This is a genomic window from Streptomyces sp. NPDC005393, assembly GCF_040606675.1.
GTDB lineage: Bacteria > Actinomycetota > Actinomycetes > Streptomycetales > Streptomycetaceae > Streptomyces.
Genome location: NZ_JBEXFG010000109.1, coordinates 1 through 4,014 on the forward strand (window position 1 = coordinate 1; position 4,014 = coordinate 4,014).

Annotated in this window: 3 protein-coding genes; 1 reads left to right on the forward strand and 2 read right to left on the reverse strand. The window is 71.8% G+C overall.

What is annotated here, in order from left to right:
- Window positions 1-188: 188 nt before the first annotated feature.
- On the reverse strand, window positions 189-740 hold the full coding sequence (locus ABZS71_RS35340) for a MarR family transcriptional regulator (RefSeq protein ID WP_356216889.1): 552 nt from the start codon (window positions 738-740) through the stop codon (window positions 189-191).
- Between the two features lie 165 nt (window positions 741-905).
- Here ABZS71_RS35340 and ABZS71_RS35345 point away from each other — a divergent pair, with 165 nt between their 5' ends.
- On the forward strand, window positions 906-2,213 hold the full coding sequence (locus ABZS71_RS35345; RefSeq protein WP_355852059.1) for an MFS transporter: 1,308 nt from the start codon (window positions 906-908) through the stop codon (window positions 2,211-2,213).
- A gap of 96 nt (window positions 2,214-2,309) precedes the next feature.
- Here ABZS71_RS35345 and ABZS71_RS35350 read toward each other — a convergent pair.
- Window positions 2,310-4,014: aldehyde dehydrogenase family protein (locus tag ABZS71_RS35350; protein ID WP_356216891.1), on the reverse strand; the 1,705-nt coding region annotated here is incomplete at its 5' end.

The window sequence follows — 4,014 nt, forward strand, 5'->3', positions numbered from 1 at the left end:
CGATGCTCATAATCGAGCTTCCGTTCCGAATTTCGGCATGCCGAAATCGATCCCGATGAGGGGCCGTGCAGTAGTGGTTTGCCGCCGGTGCGGCGCGATGCGTACCAAGGAACCGTACGGCTCCGGGGCAGCTCGGAGTACATTACGCATCCCCGTGGCCGGTGTCAACCCTCGCTCGGCCGTTTGCCTCACTCAAGGTCGCTCAGCCGTCCCTCGGCGTCGGGCTGGGCTTCCTCCACCCGGCGCAGCACCCGGGTGAGCATCTCGCCGAGGGCGCCTCGCTCCTCGCTCGAGAGGTCCTGGAGCAGGTCCTCCTCGAAGATCGATGCGCGGCGCATCGCCTCCAGCCACTTCTCGCGTCCCTCGGCCGTCAGCTCGACGATCACCCGCACCCGATTGTTCTCATCACGCTCACGGGTGACCAGCCCCTCGCTGACCAGACGGTCGATGCGGTGGGTCATGGCGGCGGGGGTGAGGCCGAGCCGCTTTGCCAGATCGCCGGGGCCCAGCTGGTACGGGGCTCCGGACAGGACGAGGGCCTTGAGGACCTCCCACTCGGCGTTACTGATGCCGAGGGTCGCGGACTGGCGTCCGTAGGCGACGTTCATCCGCCGGGTGAGCCGGCTGAGGGCGCTGACCACCTGCTCCACCTGGGGGTCCAGGTCCTGGAACTCTCGCTGGTACGCCGCGAGCTGCTCTTCGAGGCTCAGCAGGTCGTCCGGGTCGGGGGTCTCAGCCATGCAGCGCAGTATGACACGAAACTCATTGGTGCTGAAGTCCTTGATTGTGTACTCTTAAGTATCGAAGTTTAGCTTCGAAGTCTTCAGGCTTCCACTGTCCGGGTCTCCGTCGAGGCCCGGACGGCCTATGCCCCTTCTGACCCTCTTCGACCTAGGTAGGTGAGTGTGACCACCGCGATGGGCGCAGCGCTGCGCCGGATCCAGCTGGGCAACGCGCTGAGCGCGTTCGGCAACGGCTTCACTGTTCCGTTTCTCTTCGTCTATGTGGCGCAGGTGCGGGACCTCGGCGCGAACACGGCGGGCATGGTGCTCGCGATGTTCGCGGTGGCCGCGCTTGCCGTGCTGCCCTTCACCGGTCGGGTGATCGACCGGCGGGGTCCGCTGTCCGTTGCCGTCGCGGGTGCGGTCGCCGCCGCCGTCGGATCGTTGGGGCTCGGGCTGGCGGCGAGCGAGCCGCTCGTCGTCGCCGCGGCCGGAGTGCTCGGCGCGGGTATAGCGGTGATCCAGCCCGCGCTGGCCACTCTGATCGTGTGGTGCTCGACGCCGACCACCCGGTCGCGCGCCTTTGCCATGCAGTTCTTTCTCGGCAATCTCGGGCTGGGCATCGGCGGGCTGCTCGGCGGGCTGCTGGTGGACACCTCCGCCCCGTCGAGCTTCGTCCGGCTGTTCGCGATCGACGCGGCGATGTTCCTGGTGCTCGGTGCGGCGGTCGGGAGCGTACGGCTGCCGAAGGTTCCGGTGATCGACGATGCGGTGCCGACCGATGACCGCATCGGCACCAAGAGCGGCTGGCGGGCCCTGCTGAGCAATCGGGCCATGGTGCAGCTGTGTGTGCTGGGCTTTGTGATCAATTTCGCCTGCTACGGACAGTTCGAATCCGGGCTGTCGGCGTTCGCGGTGAATGTCGCTCGGATATCGCCCGCGATGCTGGGGGTCGCGCTGGCCGCGAACACGGCGGTCATCGTGCTGGCGCAGTTCGTCGTGCTCAAGCTGATCGAGCGGCGGCGGCGCAGCCGGGTGATCGCGCTGGTTGGGCTTGTCTGGACGATGGCGTGGGCCGTCGCGGGGGTCGCCGGGCTGGTGCCCGGGAGCCAGGCATTCGGCATCGGCGCGATCATCTCGGCGTACGCGCTCTTCGGGCTCGGCGAGGCGATGCTCTCGCCGACCATCGCCCCGTTGGTGGCCGATCTGGCGCCGCCGTCGCTGCTCGGGCAGTACAACTCCGCCTTCTCGCTGGTGAAGCAGCTGGCGCTGGCGGCCGGCCCGGCTGTCGGGGGGATGCTGGCGGGGGCCGGGCTGTTCGGGACGTATATCGCGACGCTCATCGTCTGTTCGCTGGGGCTGACGGTGCTCGCCGTGCGGTTCGGCCGGCGGCTCACGGCCCAGCAGGACATTCCGCTGCGGGCCGTCGCCGGTCCCTCGGTGCCCGCGCCACGGTCCGCCTCGGTGGATGAGGTGACGACCGCGGCCTGACCCGGACGCGGACCGGCCCGACCCGGCCGGCCGCCCCGGACTCGCCCTGGTCCGGCGGAGCGCTGCGGCTCCGCCGGACCAGGGCGTCGGCGTCGGTCAGGTCGCCGGGAGGACGAATTCGCACCACACCGCCTTGCCGCCGCCCAAGGTGCGGCGTGATCCCCAGGACGAGGCGATGGTCGCGACGATCGAGATGCCGCGCCCGGCCTCGTCCGCCGGTTCGGCGCGGCGGCGGCGCGGCAGATGGTCATCGCCGTCCGTCACCTCGATGATCAAACGGCGGTCGGTGCGGCGCAGCCGCAGCCGCATCGGGGGCGTGCCGTGCTGGAGGGAATTGGCGACGAGCTCGCTGGCGGCGAGCACGCCCAGATCGCGCAGCTCCATGGGGAAGCGCCAGCTGGCGAGGACTCCGGAGGCGAAGGCCCGCGCGCGGGGCGCCGCCTCCACCCCGCCGAGGAGCTCCAGGGCGGCGTTGTGGAAGAGCTCCGCGTCATGCCCCGTACGGGCAGGGTGCTGGAGGACCAGCACCGCCACGTCGTCATCGTGCTCCGCGGTGATGCCCAGCGCCCGGATGAGGCGGTCGCACATCACCTGGGGCGAGCCGGTCGCGCCCGCGAAGACGCGCTCGAGCGCGGCGACGCCGTCGTAGATGTCCTTGTCGCGCCGCTCCACCAGGCCGTCGGTGTAGAGGACCGCGCTGGCGCCGGGCCCGAGCGGGACGGAGCCGGAGGTGTGCAGCCAGCCGCCGGTGCCGAGCGGCGGCCCGGTGGGCTCGGCGGCACGGCGAACGGTGCCGCCCGGGTCGCGGACCAGGATCGGAAGATGGCCCGCGGAGGCGTAGACGAGACGGCTCTCATTGGGGTCGTGGACGGCGTAGACGCAGGTGGCGATCTGGTTGGCGTCGATCTCGGCGGCCAGGCCGTCGAGGAGTTGCAGGACCTCGTGCGGCGGCAGGTCGAGGCGGGCGTAGGCGCGGACGGCCGTGCGCAGCTGGCCCATGACGGCCGCGGCCCGGACCCCGCGGCCCATGACGTCGCCGATGACGAGGGCGGTGCGGCCGGCGCCCAGGGTGATGACGTCGTACCAGTCGCCGCCGACCGCCGCGTCCGTGCCGCCCGGCTGATACGTGGCGGCGACCCGCAGATCGTCGGGCTGCTCCAGCTCCTGCGGGAGGAGGCTGCGCTGGAGGGTGACGGCGGCCTCACGCTGAAGCCGCTCGCTGGCGCGCAGCCGCTCGGCGGACCCGACCTGGTCGGTGACATCGGCGCCGAAGACGAGCACGCCGCGGACCGGCTCGACGGCCTCGGAGACCGGCCCGGCAGCGGGCGGCTCGCTCCCGGTCGCCTCATCCATGATGGGCTCGCCGGCGGACGGCGCGCCGGAGGCGGCGGGCGCCGGCGCGGCCATCTCGATCGGGGAGCAGGTGAAGGTGTAGTACCCATGGGGCGAGCGGCCGGGGTCCGCCGCCGGCCCGGGGCCCGGCGCGAGGCCGGAGTCGCCCGCAGGCACCCGCCGCGACTTCACCGTACGAGGCTTGCCGCTGCGCAGGACCTGGTCCATGAGCGGCAGCAGCCCCAGCTCCCGCAGCTCGGGCAGGGCCTGGCGGGCGGGCGCGCCGGGGGCGCGGAAGCCGAAGAGCTCGGCATAGGCGTCGTTGACGTAGGCGATGCGGTGCTCGGGGCCGTAGACGACCGCGACCAGGGCCGGGCTGGACAGCGGGGTCTGCGGGGCGGGCTTGAGCACCATGGTGCAGCCCGCGGCGATCGCCGGGCCGATCTTGCGGGTGCCCATGGCCAGCGGG